Raw genomic sequence first — 16,029 nt, 5'->3', positions numbered from 1 at the left:
CGGCGTCGCAGCACGCTAGGACGACCGGTGGTCGAACGGCTTCAGTCCGATGACTGAGCCGCGTGCAGTACGTCCCCGCCCAGGGCGCCGGCGAGCTGCTGGCGGCTGGTGATGCCGAGCTTCGGGAAGATCCGGTAGAGGTGTGAGCCGACGGTGCGGTGCGACAGGAACAGGCGCTGACCGATCTCCCGGTTGGACATCCCCTGAGCGGCCAGCTCGGCGATCTGCGCCTCCTGGGCCGAGAGCTGCGCCCGGTCGGTCGTCGTGGGCTGCCACCCCCGCTCACCGGTCGCGCGCAGCTCCTGGTCCGCGCGCACCGCCCACGCCTTGGCGCCGAGCGCGTCGAACGCGGAGCGAGCCGCGCGCAGCGGCTCGCGGGACTCGGTCACCCGTCGCTGCCGGCGCAGCCAGGAACCGTGCGCGAGCTGGGCGCGGGCCTGGTGCCACGGAAAGGGGTGCGCGGCGCCGGTGACCGCGGTGCGGAACAGGTCCTCGGCAGCTGCGTCCTCGGCCAGCACGGCGCGGGAGTACTCCAGCGCGATCGCGGTGCCGACGGCAGCAGTGCCGTTCGCCAGCCGCTCCACGGCGTCGACCTGCGCGGCGGCCTCGACGCGACGACCGGAACGGACGGCGGCCTCGGCGAGGTAGCTGACCGTCCACAGCTGCTGCACGCGCTGGTGGGCGGGGTCGGTCGGCACGAACACCCGCCGCAGCTCGCTGTAGGCCTGCTCGGGGCGGTCGGCGCCGAGCTCGCCGACCCCGCGGACCAGCTGCGCTCCGGCCAGCAGCGACGAGCTCGCGTTCGGTAGCTGCAGCGCGGTGCTCTCGGCCTGGGCGAGCAGGGGATGGCGAGCGCTCCAGCTCCCGCCGATGGCGTCGACGAGGGCCACCGCGAGCCGCGCGGTGCCGGCCCACACCTGCTGGCCGGTCTCGTCGGCCAGCCGCACGCCCTCGTCGGCCGAGCGTGCCGTGTCGAAGACCCCCAGGTTGATCTCGGCCCACGCCCGGATCGCGAGGGCCTCGGCCAGCAGGCTCAGGCGGCCTTCGGCGCGCAGCTCACGGATGGCGGTCGACAGGTACGACTCGGCACGCACGAAGTCGCCCGCGCAGAACGCGGCGATGCCGAGCAGGACCGCGAGGTCGGCGCGGCCGCCTCCGTCGGCCGGCCAGCCGTTCAGCTGATCGATGATCGGTCCGCTCAGCTCAGGGGCCTCTGCGAGGCCGAGCACGGCCAGCAACCGGGGATCGCCGGCCGGGAGGGGAACCGCGCGCGCGGCCCCGATGATCTCCTCCCGAACCGCCTCGCCGGGATCGCGCCACCACACCCGGCGGGCGGCGCCGAACAGGAGCTGCATGGCGAGGTCGGTGTCGTCCTGGCCGGTCGCGCGGCGCGCCAGGTCGACCAGGCGGCGCACGTCCGCCGGCTCGCTGGCGGCACCGTCGTGGAAGGCTCCCTCCAGCCAGGTGAGGCGGGCGCGGTCCCGTGGTCGCATGGTCAGCCGCGTGACCTGCGCCTTGATCTCCTCGACGCGGGCGAACCGGCCGAGCTCATAACCCAGCTCGGCCACGCCGAGCAGCCGTGCGGCCTGGTCGCGCGGGTCCGGGCTCAGCGCTGGCGCTCGTTCGAGGCGGGTCAGCGCCGTGGCGAACGCCCCGCGGCGCCGGGCCTCCGCTGCCGATCGCTCGAGCTCGGCGGCGACGGACTCCTCGCGTCCAGGGATCGAGTTCGCCCGGTGCCACACCGCGCGCTCCGGGTGGGCGGCCAGCGCGCTCGCCAGAGCGGCGTGACCCCGCTCCCGCCGCTCCTGCGACATCGCGTGGCGCAGCGCCGACCGCATCAGGGGATGGCGGAACGCGTACGTCGGACCCGAGATCGTCAGGAGGCCGAGGTCGAGGGCCGCCAACGCCGCCGTGCGGTCGACGGCGCGGCCGGACACCAGACCGGCGGCGGTCAGCACCTCGTCGAGGTCGTCGCCGTCGTCCAGCGCAGCGACGTCCAGGACCGTGCGGCCCGTCGGCTCCAGCTCGTCGGCCCGTGCCGCGAACGCCCGCTCCAGACGGGTGGTCATCGGGAGGTCGGTGTCCAGCTCGGTCCACGGATCCGTCCCCGACTGCAGCGCGGCGGCGAACTCGACCAGTGCGAGGGGGTTGCCGCCGGCGTGCGCGATGACGCGCCGGCGCACGCCGGGCGCGAGGTCGGGGGCGCGCGAGCGCAGGAGGGCCTCCGCGGCGCCGGTCGGGAGACCGTCCAGCTCGATCCAGCGCACCACCTGGTCGTCACCGAGCAGCGGCGACTGCGCGCGCGACGTGCACAGCAGCACGACGCGTTCATCGGCGATGCGGCGCGCCACGAAGGCCAACGCGTCCGTGGTGGGCCGGTCCATCCAGTGGAGGTCGTCCAGTGCCACCAGCAGAGGGCGCTCGCTCGATGCCTCGACGAGCAGCTCGAGGACCGCAAGAGCCGTGAAGAACGGGTTGACGTCCACCGCCTCGACCATGCCGAAGCAGGCCAGCAGCGACTGCTCCTGCTGGGTGGGCAATCCGTGCGCCTGGGACAGCAGCGGCCCGAGCAGCTGGTGCAGGCTCGCGTAGGGCAGGTGCGTCTCGGACTGGCTGCCCTGCGCGCTCAGCACGGTGAACCTGGCGGACTCCGCTCCCTCGGCCAGGCGGCGCAGCAGCGCGCTCTTCCCGACGCCCGGCTCGCCGGCCACGCCGATGCCGAACCCGCCGGCCTCGACCTCGCCCAGGGCGCCCAGCAGGCGACCCAGAACGTCCTCGCGGCCGAAGAACTGCTCGCCGGCGGTCACGGCCATGTGCCGAGCATGGGACACGCAGCCGCGCCCCGTCCACCCGCTCCCCGCTGCAGGAGTGGTCCGCCGGAACAGTCGCCGAGCCAGTCGTCGCACTCAAGCGCGCGGCGCGCAGGTCGGGCCACCGTCCGAGGACCTCGTCCCACCCATCACCGCCCAGGAGGGCTCCATGACGACCGAACCCACCGTCGCCTTCGTCCACGGCGCATTCGCCGACTCCAGCTCCTGGTCCTCGACGCTGCGCTCACTGGACCGAGCGGGGCTGCCGCTCATCGCCGTCCCGAACCAGCTGCGCGGCCTCGCCGCGGACGCGGACTACGTCCGCAGTGTGCTGAGCAGCATCGACGGACCCGTCGTGCTGGTCGGCCACTCGTACGGAGGTGCCGTCATCGGCGAGGCCGCCCGCGGGACGGACAACGTCGTCGCGCTCGTCTTCGTCGCGGCGTACATCCTCGACGAGGGCGAGAGCATCGGCGACGTCCTCGACCCGGCGCGCTTTCCGGGAGGCCTGCTCGGCCCCGCGACGACGATCGAGCGCCCCAACGGGGTCGACACCGACCTCTACATCGCGACCGAGCACTTCGCCGACGTCTTCGCGGCCGACCTGCCCGAGGAGCAGGTCCGGCTGATGGCGTTCGAGCAACGCCCCCTGTCCACGAGCGCGCTGACCGGCGTCGCCGGCGAACGGCCCGCCTGGCACGACCTGCCGAGCTGGGCGCTGGTGGCCGAGCAGGACAACGCCATCCCGCCCGCCGGTCAGCGCTGGATGGCCGAACGGGCGGGGGCGATCCTCGGCACGGTGGCCTCCTCGCACGCAGTGATGGTCTCCCAACCGGCAGCCGTCACCGAGACGATCCTCGAAGCCGTCCGCAGCGTGTCGGCTCCCTCCCGGGCGACGACATCGGCGAGGTGATCCTGGCGGCATGCCACGCTACGGTGTGCCCGCCAACTGCCGTGCGACCCCTGAGCGACGTGGATCCGATCCTGCAGCGCACCCCGGTCGGCGTGTTCGGCTCCCGGCATCACGGCGATCAGCCGGGCCGTGCCGCCGTCGCATCGACAGCAAGGTGAAGCCGCCGCTGCGCCTCGACCGGGTGCTCACGGAGGGGTGGTGATCGACCGTGCGACTCACACCGGGTGAACGGGACCGGCTGCTGATCTTCACCACCGCCGAGCTCGCGCGGCGCAGGCTGGACCGGGGGCTGCGGCTCAACGTTCCCGAGGCGACCGCCCTGATCGCGGACACGGTGTGCGAGGCCGCCCGCGACGGGCGGCGGCTCCACGAGGCGATCGCGGCCGGTCGGGCCGCGCTGGGTCCTGACCAGGTGCTTCCCGGCGTGCCGGAGGTCGTGGGTGACGTGAAGGTCGAAGCCGTGTTCGACGACGGCACGCGGTTGGTCGTCGTGACCGACCCGATCGGTGCGCCGCCCGCGGAGTCCGCACCCGGCGCGGTCCTTCTCGGACCCGAACCGCTGGCCGAATGGCCGGAGGCGGTGACCGTGTCCGTCACCAACACCGCGACGGTGCCCATCAGCGTGACCTCGCACTTCCACTTCTTCGAGGCGAACCCTCGCCTCCGGTTCGACCGCGCCGCGGCGTACGGGATGCGGCTGGCGATCCCGGCCGGATCCTCCGTCCGGTTCGGCCCCGGCGAGCGGAAGGCGGCGGAGCTCACCCCCATCGGCGGGGACCGGGTCGCCGTCGGGTTCGCCGGGCTCGTCGACGGCCCGCTGGACGCGCCCGGAGCGAAGGAAGAGGCGCTGCGCCGCGCCGTCGCCTGCGGCTACCAGCACGAGGAACAGGACCGATCGTGAGCTTCACTCCGAGCGACTACGTCGCCGCCTACGGGCCCCGGAAGGGCGACCGGGTGCGGCTGGGAGACACCGGCCTCGTCGTCGAGGTCGAGTCCGACGCCAGCAGACCGGGCGACGAGTTCGTCGTCGGCTTCGGGAAGACGGCGCGCGACGGGCTGCACATCCTGGCCGCGACCGCGCGGCAGACCTGCGACCTCGTCATCAGCAACGTGCTGGTGATCGACGCCGTCCAGGGCGTGCGCAAGGCGTCGATCGGGATCCGGGACGGCCGGATCGCCGGCATCGGACGAGCCGGCAACCCGAACACGCTCGACGGCGTCGACATCGTCGTCGGCACCGGAACGACGATCATCGCGGGCGAGGGCCTGATCGCCACGGCCGGCGCGATCGACACCCACGTCCACCTCCTGTCGCCCCGGGTCGTCGAGGCCGAGCTCGCCTCCGGCGTCACGACGGTCATCAGCCAGGAGTTCGGGCCGGTGTGGGGGCCGGGCATCGGCACGCCGTGGGCGCTGCGCCACGCGTTCACCGCGTTCGACGCGTGGCCGATCAACATCGGCTTCCTCGGCCGCGGCTCGGCTTCTGCCCAGGAGCCGCTGGTGGAGGCCCTCGTCGAGGGCGGCGTGTGCGGGTTCAAGGTCCACGAGGACATCGGCGCCCACGCACGTGCGCTCGACTCCGCGCTCACCGCCGCCGAGGAGTTCGACGTCCAGGTGGCGCTGCACACCGACGGCCTCAACGAGTGCCTCTCGGTGGAGGACACGCTGGCCGTGCTCGCGGGGCGGACCATCCACGCCTTCCACGTCGAGGGGTGCGGCGGCGGGCACGTGCCCGATGTCATGCGGCTGGCCGGGGAGCGCAACGTCATCGCGTCCTCGACGAACCCGACGCTTCCGTTCGGCCGCGACGCGGTCGACGAGCACTTCCACATGATCATGGACGCCCACGACCTGAAGGCGGACCTGCCCGGCGACGCAATGATGGCCCGCGAGCGGATCCGCGCCAGCACGATGGGCGCCGAGGACGTGCTCCACGACCTGGGCATCATCGCCATCACGTCGTCCGATGCCCAGGGGATGGGCAGGGCGGGCGAGACGTTCCGGCGCACGTTCGCCATGGCCGCCAAGATGAAGGACGAGCGCGGCGCGGTGGACCTGCGGCACGACAACGACCGGGCCGTGCGCTACATCGCCAAGCTCACGATCAACCCGGCGATCGCCCACGGCATGGCGCACGAGATCGGGTCCCTGGAAGCGGGGAAGCTGGCGGACATCGTGCTGTGGCGCCCGGACCACTTCGGCGCGAAACCGGAGCTCGTGCTCAAGGCCGGTTTCCCCGCGTACGGCGTGACGGGCGACCCGAACGCGAGCATCGACAGCGCGCAGCCGCTGGTGATCGGCCCTCAGCTGGGAGGACACGGTCCCACACCCGCCGACCTGTCGGTCGCGTTCGTCAGCGGCGCCGCCGCCGAGTCGGAGGACGATCGCCTGACCACCCGTCGACGGCGCGTGGGCGTGCGCGGGACCCGCGGCATCGGACCGGCCGACATGATCCACAACGATCGGACCGCCGAGGTCCGGCTGGAGGAGCGGACCGGCCGCGTCACCGTCGACGGAGAGCACGTCTCCTCGACACCGGCCGACTCGGTCGCTCTCTCCCGGCTCTACTTCCTCTAGGAGCGAGCATCGTCGGTGGGTGCACGGCCCGTCGCAGCGCAGCCGCACGCGATCGGGCTGAGCGGGGTCGGGCGGTCCGGCAGGCCGTCGGCCTGATCATGGCGAGAGTTCTTCGAGCACCCTGCCCTTGGTCTCGACGGCGTAGCGCATCGTGACGACCGCGCCGAGGAGCGTGACGACGGCGAAGGCGGCGAAGACGTAGCGGATGCCCAGGTCGGCGACGACGAACCCGACCAGCAGCGGGCCGGCGGAGGAGGCGGCGCGCAGCCAGGCGCTGCCGAACCCGGTGCCGACGGCGCGCAGTCGTGTCGGGTAGAGCTCGGCGGAGTACAGGTAGAGGGAGAACGCGATGGTCTGCAGGATCGCGTAGGCGATGGGGGCGAGGACGACGACCTGGGTGGCGGTCGTGGCACCGAGCGCGGCGAGGATCACGAGCGGGACGGTTCCGGCGAGGAAGGCGATGCCGTACCAGCGCTTGCGCCCGACCTTGTCGATGGAGAGGGCGCAGACGATGGACGCCACGACGCCGACGGCCGAGGTGATCCAGCCGTAGAGCAGGCTGGTCTGCAGCGGGAGCTTGAACACCTGCTGGTAGAGGGTGGGCAGCCAGGTCACCAGGCCGTTGTTGACCAGGTAGACGGTGATCCAGAGCCCCCAGATCATCAGGGTGCGCTTGCGGTAGATGCCGCGGAACAGCTCCCTCCAGTTCGAGGCAGCCGTCGGCTGGGCGTCGACGGGGGCGGCGACCGGCTCGGGCAGCGGCTTGCCCTCCTTGACCGCCTCGCGCTCGAGCATGGACACGACCTGGTCGGCCTTGTCGAACCGGCCCTTGGCAGCCAGCCACCGGGGCGACTCGGGCATGAGCATGCGCAGCGGGATCATCAGGACGGCCGGGATCAGGCCGACGACGAACAGCGCGCGCCACCCGAACGCGGGGACCAGGAAGTAGCCGGCGAGGCCGGCGAACAGCAGCCCGACCGGGAAGATGACCTCGTAGAGCAGGAAGAAGCGGCCGCGCTTGCGGGCGCCGACGAACTCGTTGATGTAGGCGCTGGCGACCGGGACCTCACCGCCGGTGCCGATCCCCTGCAGGAAGCGGAAGACCAGCATCGAGGCGCCGCTCCACGCGAACAGGCAGGCGACGTCCATCGAGACGAACAGCACGATGGTGATCAGCAGCGTGGGAAGGCGCCCGATGCGCTCGGCGAGCCAGCCGAACAGGATGGCGCCGATGAACTGCCCGACGTAGCCGGCCGACAGGATCGCGCCGACCCACACGGGCGTGAGCTGCCATTCGGTGACCAGCTTCGGCATCGCGAACGCGATGACCAGGACGGTGTAGGCGTCGAAGAACGTGGCCGTGCCGATGATGATGCGGATCAGGGACAGCCGGCGGGTGACCGGGATCCGCTCGAGCCGGGCCAGCAGCGCGGCGTTGGCGTTGGCGGCCGCGTTGGGGCCGCCGGCAGCGTAGGTCGTCATGGAGTCGTCGTTCCTCGCCCTCCGCGACGGCGCGGAGTAGTGGGACATCAGTGTCACCGTCCGGCGCGAACTGCGCGCCGGGGCTCGTTCGAGGGATCGGATGAGCGGGGATCAGATCAGCGGGGATCAGATCAGGGCAGCGCTCGTGAGCGCCTGGACGATCTCCTGCTCGGCTTCCGCGGAGAGGTCGATCAACGGGGAGCGGACGGTGGCGTGCTCGAGGATGCCGCGGGCCTTCAGCCCGAGCTTGAGCGCGACCGTGCCCTCCATGTGCGAGCCGCGGTGGTACACGGCCTTGGTCACCGGCAGCAGGCGGTCGTGGACGGCGCGGGCGGCGGCGTAGTCGCGGGCCTTGCCGGCGGCGATCAGGTCGAGCAGCGGCTCGGGGGCGAGGCTGCCGTAGCCGACGAGCAGGCCGTCGACGTCGAACATGGTGTGCAGCAGGTACTCGTCGTGGCAGGACAGGATCTGCAGGTCCGGGTGCTCGCGGCGCAGCACGGGGATCTCGGTGTCCCACCGGCGCATGTTGCGCACACCGTTCTTCGTGGCGAACACACCGGGCTGGGCGGCGATCTCGAGCTGGGTGTCGAGGTCGTAGTTGGCCTTGGTGGCGTCCGGGTACTGGAACAGGATGCAGGGCAGCCCGGACTCCTCGTAGATCGCCCGGTAGCGGTCCTGCGGGGCGCCCTGCTGGTAGCCGAACCGCAGCCAGCCGTGCGACGGGTAGATCAGGCCGGCCTTCGCCCCGGCCGCCACGGCCCGCTTCGCCTCGGCCACCGCGACCGCCGTGCCCTCACCGGTGATCCCGGCGACGACGGGGACGTCCACCGCCTGGGTCAGGTTCGCGATCGTCGCGACCTGCTCCTCCTGGGTCAGGAACGTGCCCTCCCCCGCGTGCCCCAGGATGACCAGGCTCGTCACCCCCTCGTGGCCGGCCAACCACGTGCCCAGCTTCGCCATGGCGGCGTGGTCCACCTCGCCGTCCGGTGTGAACGGGGTGACCGGAGCCGGGTTGAGGCCGCGCAGGTCCAGGCCGTGGTCGAGGGTCATCGTCGTGCTCCTCCATCGTCGATGATGCGCTTGGGAACGTTCGCGGGAACGTTCCCACACGATGCATCAGATGAGCCCGGCCGTCAACAGCCCACCCGCAGAAGTCCTGCGATCTGCGGCCGAGCGGCCCAGTAGCCTGGCCGCCGTGGTGACCATCCTCGATGTCGCCCGGGCGGCCGGGGTCAGCAAGTCGACGGTCTCGCGGGTGCTGGACGAACGGCTGCCGCGCTCGAACAGCCCGGCCGCCGAACGCGTCCGCCAGGTCGCCGCGGAACTCGGCTACGTGCGCGACCCGCTCGCGTCCGGGCTGCGCCGCTCAGGCACCAACACCGTGGGGGTCATCGTTCCGCGGCTGACCGACACCGTCATGGCGATGCTCTACGAGCAGATCGTCTCCGCCTCGGCCGACCGCGGCCTGTTCGCCGTCGTCGCCACCACCGAGGACCGACCCGAGACCGAGGACCTCGCCGTCCAGACCCTCGTCCGACGCCGGGTGGACGGCCTGATCCTCACCACCGCCCGCCTCGGCACCCCCACCGCCCAAGGCGTCCCGCACGCATTGGCGCTGCGCTCCGACGGGATCGGCCCGGCCTCGGTCGGCGACGACCACCTCGGCGCGCGCCTGGCCGTGCGACACCTGCTCGACCACGGCCACCGCCGCATCGCCCTGGTCGGCGGCCCCGACTACGCCTCCAGCGCCCAGAACCGGCACGCCGGCTACCGCCAGGAACTGCACGACGCAGGACTCGCCGTGGACGAGACCCTCATCGCCGGGAACGCCTTCTCCATGGAGTCCGGCGAGCTCGCCGGCCGCACCCTCCTCGACCGCGCCGACCGACCCACCGCCGTCTTCGCCGTCAACGACAACACCGCGATCGGCGTCATGGCAGCAGCGCACGCACTCGGCCTGACCATCCCCGACGACCTCTCCCTCGTCGGCTACAACGACATCCCCGTCGTCAGCCGCCTTCCGGTCCCGCTCACCACCGTCCGCGTGCCGTTCCAGCAGATCGCCACGACCGCCCTCGACCTGCTCCGCGACAGCGGACGCGGCAACCCGCCACGCACCGTGACCGCCACGCCGACGCTGATCCCGCGCCGCTCGACAGGTCCGGCACCACGTACGTAGGCCGTCGCTGGCACGACCGGATGCGCGCGAGGCCGGCTACCGGCACGTTCCGTGGCGTCGCGCCATCGAGGATCGCCCGGGCTAGCCTCGAACCGTGCACGCGACGCGACGACTGGTCGGCTGCGGGCACGTCTTCCCCGTGCACGCGCACGCCGGCTGGTCGGTGGCCACTGTCCAGGCCGGCGCTGCCGACCTGCGCGCGTCCCGCGGCTCCCACGTCGCCGGCGCGGGCGCCGTCACCGTGCTGCACCCCGGTGAGGCGCACCGCAGCCGGACGCACCGCACGGACGGTCTCGACTACGTCGTCGTCGACCTCGACGAGGACACGGCGACGAAGCTGCACGGCAGGCAGGGCGTGCCGACCTTCGCCTCCTGCGTGATCGACGATCCCCAGTGCGCAGCCGGTCTACGGGAGGCGTACCGCCTGCAGCACGCGGGAGCGAGGGCCCCGGCAGAGAACGCGTTCGCTGCCGTGCTCGCGCAGCTGTTCACCCGGCACGCCGGCCGATCGGCTGCATCGGCGGAAGGGACCTCGAACACCGTCCGCACGGTCTGCGACCACCTCGACCGGCATTCGTCCGAGCTGGTCACTCTCGTCGAGCTGGCCGAACTCGCCCAGGTGAGCGTCGCGACGCTGATGCGGCGGTTCCAGGACGAGATCGGCATGACGCCCCACCGCTACCTCCTGTCGAGGCGGATCGACCGGGCCAAGGACATGCTCGGGCGCGGCACACCGATCGTCGAGGTGGCTGCCCGAACCGGCTTCGCCGACCAGAGCCATCTGCACCGGCAGTTCACCCGATGCGTCGGTGTCACCCCGGGCCGCTTCCGCGCCGGCCACTGAGCAGATCGTCCAAGACCCACGCCCGGCCGGGTGCCAGTGTGCCGGCATGACCATCCCACTTCGTCTGCCGCCGGCGGAGATGCGCCGGCTCGGGCACCGCGCTGCCGACCTCGTCGTCGAGCACCTGTCGACGCAGCGGACGCAACCGGTCGGCGGCCCGCCCGACCCCGAGCTGCTGGCCGGGCTCTTCGACAGCCGTCTCCCGGACGCGCCCACCGATCCCGTCGACGTGCTGGAGGAGGTGGTGCGCGACGTACTGGCGACCATCGTGCGCACCGACCATCCGCGGTTCCTCGCCTACGTGCCCGGGCCCAGCAACTACGTCGGTGCGGTGGCGGACTTCGTCGCGGCAGGCCTCAACGTGTTCGCCGGTCAGGGTCTCGTCGCCCCTGGCCCAGCAGTGATGGAGCGGATCACGGTCGACTGGCTGCGGCAGCTCTGCGGTCTTCCCGACGGTGCAGGCGGGCTGTTCGTGAGCGGCGGGACGATGGCCACCCTGATCGCCGTGCACGCCGCCCGGGTGCACCACGGCGCCGGCGCCGTGTACGTCTCCGCCCATACCCACCGGTCGATCCGCAGAGGTCTCGGCTTCCTCGGGATCGACGACGCCCGGGTCCGGGTCGTGCCCCTCGACCACCGGTACCGGATGGAGGTCCACGAGCTCAGGACGATGCTCGCGACGGACCGTCGGGCAGGTGTCCCGCCGCTGTGCGTCGTCGCGACGGCGGGCACGACAGGAACCGGCGCGGTCGACCCGCTCGACGAGCTTGCCGAGGTCTGTGCCGAGAACGGCGCATGGCTGCACGTCGACGGTGCCTACGGCGCTGCCGCGGTGCTGTCGGAGCAGCACCGGCACCTGCTGGCCGGTCTCGGCCGCGCCGACTCGGTCGCGCTGGACCCGCACAAGTGGTGGTTCCAGCCCTACGAGGCCGGATGCGTGCTGGTGCGGGACGTTTCGCTGCTCGAGGCCGCGTTCGCGATGGAGGCCGAGTACCTGCGCGAGACCCGCGCGGACGACGTCCCGCTGAACTTCTACGACCTCGGCCCGCAGCTCACCCGCAGCTTCCGGGCGCTCAAGATGTGGATGTCGATGCGGACCTTCGGGCTCGACGCCTTCCGACGGGCCGTCGACCACGGGATCGGCCTCGTCGAACACGCCGAGCAGATGCTGCGGACCAGCCCGGGCTGGGAGATCGTGACACCCGCGCAGCTCGCGGTCCTCACCTTCCGCCCCGCCCGGTCGGGGCTACCCCCGGACGCGGTCGACGGCCTCACCCGCCGGATCGCCGCGGCCACCCTGCGAGACGGCCGAGTGCTGGTCACCACCACCGAGCTGGACGGGCGCCCGGTGCTTCGGCTGTGCGCCACCCACCCGGAGACCTCGCGCGCGGACATCGAGCAGGCCATCGACGTGCTCGACGAGTTGGCCGCGGCGAACGCCTCGGACAGCCCTGAGGCGGCCACCCGGTAGCCGGTGCGACGCGCGGAGTCCCCGGGACGGCGCCGGGCGCGTACCGGAAGGAACGCGCCCAGCGCCTGATCCCGTGCCGGCGGCGTCAGTCCACGAGCGCGCCGGCGGTCAGGTTGGCCACCGTTCCGGTCATGGCTCCGGCGCGGTCGGAGGCGAGGAACGCCGCGGTCTCCGCGATCTCGGAGAGCGTGGGCAGCCGCTTGAGGAGAGTGCCCTGCGCCAGCCCGTTCTCGAGGAACTCCTGGGTGGTCTGTCCGCCGGCGGCGGCCATGGGCCCGAAGAGCTCCTTCGTGTAGGACCCGGCTGCCGGCGCGTCGGCGACGGCGTGCGGGCGGATGTCGACGACACGGATGTTGGCGGGAGCCAGCTCCGCGGCCAGGAGCCGCGAGAACGCCTCCTTGCCGGCGGCGCTGACGCCGTGGCCCAGGATGCCGCCCAGCGCGAGCTTGGCGCCGGGCTCGGACAGCGTGAGGATGACACCGGTGCGCGAGCGGCCCATGTGCCGCGCCACGGCCTTGCTGGTGATGAACAGCGGCCGCAGGAAGCCGTCGATCGGCCGCATGAACTCCTCGAGCGAGAGGTCGGCCAGCAGCGTCCCCTGGTCGTGCATGACGCTGACGGCGTTGAGGGCGATGTCGATGCTCCCGGCGTTCGCCGCCACCGCATCGGCGTGGTCCTCGACCGCCTGCTGGTCCTCGACGTCGACGGGTGCGGTGTCGACCGTTCCTCCTGCGGCGGTGATGTCGCGCGCGACCGCGTCGAGCGTCGCCTTCGTCCGGCCGGCGATGAAGACCCGCGCGCCTTCGCGGGCGAACACCCGGGCGACGGCGCCGCCGATGGCACCGCCGCCGCCGTAGATCACCGCGTTCTTGTTCTCGAGCAGCAGACCGCTCATGGTCGTCCTCTCCTTCGATCGGTAGGGGTCAGGCAGGTTCGGAGGTCGCGTCCGCGGCGGCCGCGGTGGCGTCCGCGGCCGCGGGCGGGGTCAGGAAGCTGGTCGCCCAGGCGACGGCGATGGTGATCACGGCGAGGATCAGGCCGGTGATGACGGTGGCCGGAGCGGAGAAGCGGTCGATGGCGATACCGCCGACGAACGCGCCGAACGCGATGCCGATGTTGGCCGCGGAGACCGGCAGCGACTGCGCGAGCTGGCCGCCCGGACCGGCCAGGTCGATCACCCGGACCTGCAGCGACGGCACGATGCCGTACTGGCACAGACCCCACACGAGCAGCACGAGCGCGACGAGCCACGCGCTCGCGCCGACGACGTGGAGCGCCAGGAGGGAGGCCGCGATGCCGACGGACCCGACGATCAGGGTGCGCCCGGCGTCCCGGTCGGCGAACCGGCCGCCGCTGAACGACCCCACGGCCGTGGCGACCCCGTAGGCCAGGAGGAACGCGCTCAGCACGGCCCCGGAGATCCCGGTGACGCTCTGCAGGAACGGCACGATGTAGGTCAGTGCCGCGAACGTCGCCGCGAACACGACGAAGTTCAGGAACAGCACGGCGAGCACCCTGGGCGCGAACGCGTACCTGGCCTGGCGGGCGGCACCGGTGCCGGCGGGCGGCACCGACGGGACCAGCGCCGCCGTGGCGATGAGGGTCAGCACGGTGATCGCCGCGATCGCCGCGAACGAACCGCGCCACCCGAGGGTCTGGCCGACGAGGGTGCCCAGCGGCACACCGAGAGCGGTCGCCACCGAGACACCGGAGACGATGACCCCGATCGCGTGTCCCGTGCGGTCGGGTGGGACGACCGAGGTGCCCGCCGTGAACGCGCTCGCGATGAACATGCCTTGCAGGGCGCCGGTGAGGACCCGGACCGCGAGGAACGTGCCGTAGTCGGCGGTCAGCACCGCGACCAGGGTGCACGCGGTGAACAGGGTGAGCGTCCCGATGAGGACCGTCCTGGTGTTCAGCGCGATCGTCGACGCGGCGAGGATCGGGCCGCCGACGGCGAGGCCCAGCGCGTAGGCGGTGACCAGCACGCCGGCCGCGGGGATGGTCACGTGCAGGTCGGCGGCGATCAGGTCCAGCACGCCGACCACGAGCAGCTCGCCACTGCCCAGCACGAACATCCCGCAGAACAGCGTGGCCAGCACGAGGTTCGTCCTGGCCTGACTCGACCCGGCGAGGTGTGCCTGCCCCATGGTCCGTCCCCTCTCCATCATGTGGTTGCAGAACTGAACCATGATTGATCCTGAATAACAACCACTTGCTGTGATAGTTTTGGACCGGCGGACCAGGGAGGGACCATGCCGACCAGCCGTAGCTATCGGGACTCGTGCGGGGTCGCCCGGGCTCTCGACGTCGTGGGGGAACGGTGGGCCCTGCTCGTCGTGCGTGAGCTGCTCCTGGTGCCGCAACGCTTCTCCGAGCTGCGGCGCGCCCTGCCCAACGTCAGCTCCAACCTGCTCTCCGACCGGCTGCGGGAGCTCGAGGACAACGGGGTGGTCCGCCGGTCGGCGCCGACGGAGGGTCCGCGGATCTACGAGCTCACCGAGTGGGGCAGGAAGCTGGAACCGATGCTGCGGGCGCTGGGCGACTGGGGGATCGACGCGCCGCAGCCGCCGTCTCCGAGCTCGCTCAGCGCCACCTCCGTGCTGATCTTCCTGGAGGGTGCCGCCCGGCCCGACCCCGAGGCACCGCCCATGGACTGCTCCCTCGAGCTCGACGGGCGGGTGTGGACCGTCCGCGTCGCGTCGGGCCGGGTACAGGTGCTGCCCGGTGCGCCCGCGACGGCGGCGGTCTCGCTGCGCACGGAACCCGCGACGCTCAGCGCCCTGCTCTCCGACCCGGGCACGCTGACAGCTGCCTGCGCGGACGGCCGGGTCTCCGTCGTCGGGGACCTGCCGGTCGTCGAGCGACTCCTGCGCGCGGTCACCGAGCCGTGGAGCGGCGATCGGGCGAGCGCACCGCAGTAGTGCGCCGATCATTTCCCGGCCTCCGCGGTGTCCTACCTGTGAGACGACCCGTTGCTGGAGGATTCGATGGCTGGTGATCCGACCGATCTGACCGCGAAGGCCGTGCGGCTGCGCGAGCTGCACGGCGGGCAGACGCTCGTGCTGCCGAACGCGTGGGACGCGGCCAGCGCGAAGATCGTGGTGGAGTCCGGGTTCCCCGTGGTGGCCACCGCGAGCAACGCCATCGCCGCGATGCTCGGACATCCCGACGGCGAGGGCGCACCGTGGGAGGAGATGTTCGCCGCCGCCGGACGGGTGGCGCGCGCCGTGTCGGTTCCCGTCACGGTGGACGCCGAGGCCGGCTACCGGATGCGCCCGCGCGAGCTCGTCGACCGGTTTCTCGACATCGGTGCCGTCGGCTGCAACCTGGAGGACACCGACCATCGGGCCGGCGGGCTGACCGATCCCGACGTGCACGCGCAGTGGCTCGCCGACGTGCGCTCCGCAGCCGACGCAGCCGGTGTCCCGATCGTCGTCAACGCCCGCGTCGACGTGTTCCTGCCGGCGAGCGCCGTGCCGGAGGGCGACCGGATCGCCGAAGCCGTCCGGCGCGGCAAGCTCTACCGCGCAGCCGGCGCGGACTGCATCTACCCCATCGGGGTGCGGAGCAGGAGCGACCTGACCACCCTGCTCGCCGAGCTCCCGGGCCCGGTGAACGCGAACGTCGGGCCCGAACTGGACCTGCCCGCCCTGCGCGAGCTCGGCGTCGCACGGGTGTCGTTCGGGCCGACCTTCTACCACGCCGGCATGGCCAACCTGAGGAACGCGATCCAGGACCTCCTGCCCTGAC

The 16,029-nt window shown here is 72.4% G+C and carries 13 protein-coding genes; 8 read left to right on the top strand and 5 right to left on the bottom strand.

Annotated elements, in window-relative coordinates; genetic code table 11:
• Positions 1 to 41 precede the first annotated feature (41 nt).
• The gene (locus tag ACQEVB_RS36265; RefSeq protein WP_432982780.1) at positions 42 to 2,813 is read right to left on the bottom strand and encodes a helix-turn-helix transcriptional regulator; all 2,772 of its coding nucleotides are present in this window, start codon (positions 2,811 to 2,813) and stop codon (positions 42 to 44) included.
• A 166-nt stretch (positions 2,814 to 2,979) separates the two neighbouring features.
• Between ACQEVB_RS36265 and ACQEVB_RS36260 the strand changes: the two genes are divergently transcribed.
• The 3 genes from ACQEVB_RS36260 to ACQEVB_RS36250 all read left to right on the top strand — a co-directional run bounded on the left by ACQEVB_RS36260 (position 2,980) and on the right by ACQEVB_RS36250 (position 6,300).
• Positions 2,980 to 3,723, top strand: a complete 744-nt coding sequence (locus tag ACQEVB_RS36260) for an alpha/beta fold hydrolase (protein WP_432982778.1) — start codon at positions 2,980 to 2,982, stop codon at positions 3,721 to 3,723.
• A 208-nt stretch (positions 3,724 to 3,931) separates the two neighbouring features.
• Complete coding sequence (gene ureA, locus ACQEVB_RS36255; protein ID WP_432982775.1) at positions 3,932 to 4,624, top strand: urease subunit gamma; 693 nt, start codon at positions 3,932 to 3,934, stop codon at positions 4,622 to 4,624.
• A complete protein-coding gene (locus ACQEVB_RS36250; RefSeq protein WP_432982772.1) occupies positions 4,621 to 6,300 on the top strand; it encodes an urease subunit alpha in 1,680 nt (559 codons plus the stop codon). The genes ureA and ACQEVB_RS36250 overlap by 4 nt, the downstream gene beginning before the upstream one ends.
• A gap of 96 nt (positions 6,301 to 6,396) precedes the next feature.
• Here ACQEVB_RS36250 and ACQEVB_RS36245 read toward each other — a convergent pair whose 3' ends face one another.
• Both ACQEVB_RS36245 and ACQEVB_RS36240 read right to left on the bottom strand, forming a co-directional pair.
• Entirely contained in the window at positions 6,397 to 7,782 is a 1,386-nt protein-coding gene (locus ACQEVB_RS36245) for an MFS transporter (protein WP_432982769.1), read from the bottom strand.
• Between the two features lie 126 nt (positions 7,783 to 7,908).
• Positions 7,909 to 8,832: a dihydrodipicolinate synthase family protein gene (locus ACQEVB_RS36240; RefSeq protein ID WP_432982767.1), complete on the bottom strand. Its 924-nt coding sequence runs from the start codon at positions 8,830 to 8,832 to the stop codon at positions 7,909 to 7,911.
• A gap of 145 nt (positions 8,833 to 8,977) precedes the next feature.
• Here ACQEVB_RS36240 and ACQEVB_RS36235 point away from each other — a divergent pair, with 145 nt between their 5' ends.
• The 3 genes from ACQEVB_RS36235 to ACQEVB_RS36225 all read left to right on the top strand — a co-directional run bounded on the left by ACQEVB_RS36235 (position 8,978) and on the right by ACQEVB_RS36225 (position 12,276).
• Positions 8,978 to 9,961: a LacI family DNA-binding transcriptional regulator gene (locus ACQEVB_RS36235; RefSeq protein ID WP_432982764.1), complete on the top strand. Its 984-nt coding sequence runs from the start codon at positions 8,978 to 8,980 to the stop codon at positions 9,959 to 9,961.
• 94 nt (positions 9,962 to 10,055) lie between these two features.
• Positions 10,056 to 10,805 (top strand): AraC family transcriptional regulator, encoded by a 750-nt coding sequence (locus tag ACQEVB_RS36230; RefSeq protein ID WP_432982761.1) that lies wholly within the window; start codon positions 10,056 to 10,058, stop codon positions 10,803 to 10,805.
• 46 nt (positions 10,806 to 10,851) lie between these two features.
• Positions 10,852 to 12,276, top strand: a complete 1,425-nt coding sequence (locus ACQEVB_RS36225) for a pyridoxal phosphate-dependent decarboxylase family protein (protein ID WP_432982758.1) — start codon at positions 10,852 to 10,854, stop codon at positions 12,274 to 12,276.
• Between the two features lie 85 nt (positions 12,277 to 12,361).
• Here the strand turns inward: ACQEVB_RS36225 and ACQEVB_RS36220 are convergent, their stop codons facing one another.
• Positions 12,362 to 13,171 (bottom strand): SDR family NAD(P)-dependent oxidoreductase, encoded by an 810-nt coding sequence (locus ACQEVB_RS36220; protein ID WP_432982755.1) that lies wholly within the window; start codon positions 13,169 to 13,171, stop codon positions 12,362 to 12,364.
• Between the two features lie 28 nt (positions 13,172 to 13,199).
• A complete protein-coding gene (locus tag ACQEVB_RS36215) occupies positions 13,200 to 14,426 on the bottom strand; it encodes an MFS transporter (protein ID WP_432982752.1) in 1,227 nt (408 codons plus the stop codon).
• A gap of 105 nt (positions 14,427 to 14,531) precedes the next feature.
• On the opposite strand from ACQEVB_RS36215, the gene ACQEVB_RS36210 reads away from it, so the two are divergent.
• Both ACQEVB_RS36210 and ACQEVB_RS36205 read left to right on the top strand, forming a co-directional pair.
• The gene (locus ACQEVB_RS36210) at positions 14,532 to 15,200 is read left to right on the top strand and encodes a winged helix-turn-helix transcriptional regulator (RefSeq protein WP_432982749.1); all 669 of its coding nucleotides are present in this window, start codon (positions 14,532 to 14,534) and stop codon (positions 15,198 to 15,200) included.
• 66 nt (positions 15,201 to 15,266) lie between these two features.
• On the top strand, positions 15,267 to 16,028 hold the full coding sequence (locus ACQEVB_RS36205; RefSeq protein ID WP_432982746.1) for an isocitrate lyase/PEP mutase family protein: 762 nt from the start codon (positions 15,267 to 15,269) through the stop codon (positions 16,026 to 16,028).
• The last annotated feature ends 1 nt before the right edge of the window (position 16,029 follow it).

The sequence above is a fragment of the Pseudonocardia sp. CA-107938 genome (assembly GCF_050936315.1).
Taxonomy (GTDB): domain Bacteria; phylum Actinomycetota; class Actinomycetes; order Mycobacteriales; family Pseudonocardiaceae; genus Pseudonocardia.
The sequence above is the reverse complement of the archived record's forward strand: the minus strand, read 5'-3'. Positions and strand labels throughout refer to the sequence as shown.